Genomic DNA, 2,936 nt, shown 5'->3' with positions numbered 1-2,936 from the left:
ATTCCATCTTAATATTTGGTCAGTAATGCCCAGTCTCTCGAACACATATTCATGATTCGCTTAGTGTCATCGACGAAATCGTTCCAAGCTGTGGTACATGCATCAACGATATCTTCGTATCCCTGGAAGCATCTGTTCGCTAAATGATGTTGCCGTATCCAACTCCACACCTGCTCTATGGGATTCAGTTCAGGAGAATAGGGTGGCAGTTTCATAATTGTCAGGTTTTCAAAGTCATCGGCTATATCATCGGTATGCCAACCAGCACCATCCATCACCACCACGGCATGGCGCCCCGGTTTTGTTTTCTGTGAGATTTGCATCAGGTGTTGACGCATGATGTCTTTGCTCACATAGGGCGAAATGAACGCTTCGGTGTCGCCAGTAGCTGGACATACCGCGCCAAACAAATGTGCATATTCAAATTGCTGTTGCTTCACAACTCGTGGGCGACTTCCCGTTGGGGCCCAAATGCGCGTTGTCGTGTTTTGCTGGCCAAAACGAGCTTCGTCCTGGAACCAAACATCTATGCGATCCAAGGCGAGATGCCCCGGAGTGTTAAGGATCGTTTCCAGTAGGAAGTTTTTTATATGCATCCTGGACGCCTGTTTGTTGTTTAGGATGTCGAGAACGACTCGTTATCCAACTAAACCCCAACGATTTTAACAGCTTATAGATTGCATTATGATGGTAGGTAACGCCAAATGTTTGCTCAATATAGGCTAAAATACTTTCCCCGGTAAGCCTACCTCCTTCATGTTTATCCTGGCTATGCTCTTCGATGTATGAACAGAGCGTTTGCTTTTGCCGTTCTGTGAGGTAGCAAGTTCGACCTTTTGCCTTTTTGGATTCCAGACCTTCAAGGCCATTGGTAAGGTAATTGGATACCCACAGATTCACACTTGTCCTACTGACTTTGAGTATTTCAGCGATATAAGTGCGGCTCTTGCCGTCAAGAAAATGAGAAAGGGCTAAGAAGCGTATACGCTTCCGACTATCTTTTTCAGATTTTGAAAGGGCGAGCAATTGCTCTGATGTATATTTCAAACTAAATGGACTCAGGAATGTAATGTGGCAATTAGATCACAAATCTAGATGGAATGGTATTATCAGGATATTCAGTTTAATAACGACCTTTCTGTGACGCCGAACTTTTCGGTGGCAACCCAGGCGTATCAGAATGGCAGAACCGTGGCGGTGGTGGCATTAAGTGCCACGCAACTTACCATTGCCTGTACCCGCTCGCCCAAATTTACCTCGGTTACGGATATTCCGGTTATCTTTCCGCATATTGCCGGCTTGTGTTCGGCTACTGAAGTCATTCATTTCGACTATGTCCGGGTAGAATTTAATGCGGCCTCCCAGCGTCATCATGCGGTGTTGCAACTGGCAGAACAGGATCAGCACTGGCAGGCGGTGTTTCAGCAGTACCTCAACCGCGTAATGTTGCGCCTGCCGCTTGAGCGCGACCTCGAAATTGAGCGCTCTATGCAGGCTCTGGACCGTGATAGAATTGTGCAAAACTCGCCGTGGCTACCGGTATTAATGAAACAGGACGGCGCCAGGCTCACCCCCCGAATGGTGCTGCTGACGCCGGTAAATACCCAGCGCAACCCGGCTTACCGAAGTAAACAGCTCCTACCCGGTAAAACTGCCCTGCAGAGAATATTAAAAGAGCTCAGCGCTTTTAACGAAGCTTTTGTACTGCGGCTGACCATCACTAAACGAGGCAGCGATCCTGTTTCACTGTGCACCACAGTGCGCCAGTTAGAACGGCAAAACCTGCTGGCTAACGTTGTTCAGTTGGGGCTGGAACATGAGAGTCTGGAACTCTGGCAGTATCGCCTGGCTAAGGTTAGCCGTGGCAGTCAGGAAACCGCTCGGATCCTGCAGGATATGTCTCACCAGGATCATAATGATATTTTGTCGATGGGGCATATTCTCTACATTCGCTCCATTAACGAGGCACTTGGTCCTTTACAACTACTTAGTCAGCCAGACAAAGCGAAGCTGCCCCGCCAGTATATTGATCATGACAGTCAGTATCCGCTGCATTTTGTGATGAACGAAGATATCGACCGGCGCAAACAACCGCGCTTCAGAATTGAAACCGATGCGCAGGTAAAAGTAAGCCTGATGAGCAGTTATGCCGCCACGGTGCGGGATTTTTCGTTAGGCGGCATCCAGCTCCAGATCCACGATTGTCATGAGGCTGTTTTACCGCCTGAGGTGAAGGTAAGTATCGTCGACTTCAAGCTGAAATCACAACGTTATAAAGTACTGGACTATAACCAGCAAACCGGGGTATTACGATTACTCGCAATCGCTACCGATAACACCTCAAAAGTGCTCAAAAAGCTCAGCTCAGGCTCGTCTCTGCAATCCAGTATTGAAAATATTATGCTCAGGCAATCCCTGTATTTCCGCTATATGTGGGAAGTGGTAAGCCGTCATTATCCGAATGCCGCGTTACAGGTTGTTACCGGCAGGCAGATGATCCACCGCATGAAAACCTTGTACACCACACAGCAAAATAATGACCTGTATCCTTTTGCGGTGTGCGATCACAATGCCCCGCTACATGGATTTTTTGCCGATATGGGTAAATCACCACCAGATTCTTCGGTATTACGCCGACTGCTACAGCAAGCCGAACGGTATCATCTGGCCATTCATTGTGAGCGCAAAGCCGACAATAAACTGATTAACCTTACCCAGGTGCAATGCTTTGAGTCGTCACTGCGCTATAAAATTAAGGCTATGTTCTGCTAAATTGTTGCTATACTGTATATGAATACAGTTATTGAGGGTTGATCATGCTCCCAGCACAATTTACAAAGCTTATAGCCGAGTTAGAACACTTAACAGATAGTCAAACCCGTTATGTTGAGAAGCTGCTGAAAGGCACTGATAGCGTCTCACAGTTGATAACAGAG

The 2,936-nt window shown here is 47.3% G+C and carries 2 protein-coding genes and 1 pseudogene; 2 read left to right on the top strand and 1 reads right to left on the bottom strand.

All coding sequences use genetic code 11. The annotated features are described in order from the left end of the window. Nucleotides 1-8 precede the first annotated feature (8 nt). A protein-coding gene (locus C6Y40_RS03325; RefSeq protein WP_105932858.1) for an IS630 family transposase occupies nt 9-1,026 on the bottom strand; the annotation gives its coding sequence in 2 pieces (ribosomal slippage) (nt 9-581 and nt 583-1,026; 1,017 coding nt in all). A 69-nt stretch (nt 1,027-1,095) separates the two neighbouring features. On the opposite strand from C6Y40_RS03325, the gene C6Y40_RS03320 reads away from it, so the two are divergent. Both C6Y40_RS03320 and C6Y40_RS03315 read left to right on the top strand, forming a co-directional pair. Continuing rightward, nucleotides 1,096-2,772 carry a PilZ domain-containing protein gene (locus C6Y40_RS03320; protein ID WP_105933338.1) on the top strand — a complete coding sequence of 559 codons (1,677 nt, stop codon included), beginning with the start codon at nt 1,096-1,098 and terminating at the stop codon, nt 2,770-2,772. A gap of 44 nt (nt 2,773-2,816) precedes the next feature. Then, nucleotides 2,817-2,936: pseudogene (locus C6Y40_RS03315) on the top strand (IS1595 family transposase); the annotation flags it as partial.

The organism is Marisediminitalea alba (assembly GCF_002993365.1).
In the GTDB taxonomy this organism is placed as follows: Bacteria; Pseudomonadota; Gammaproteobacteria; order Enterobacterales; family Alteromonadaceae; genus Alteromonas; species Alteromonas alba.
The sequence above is the reverse complement of the archived record's forward strand: the minus strand, read 5'-3'. Positions and strand labels throughout refer to the sequence as shown.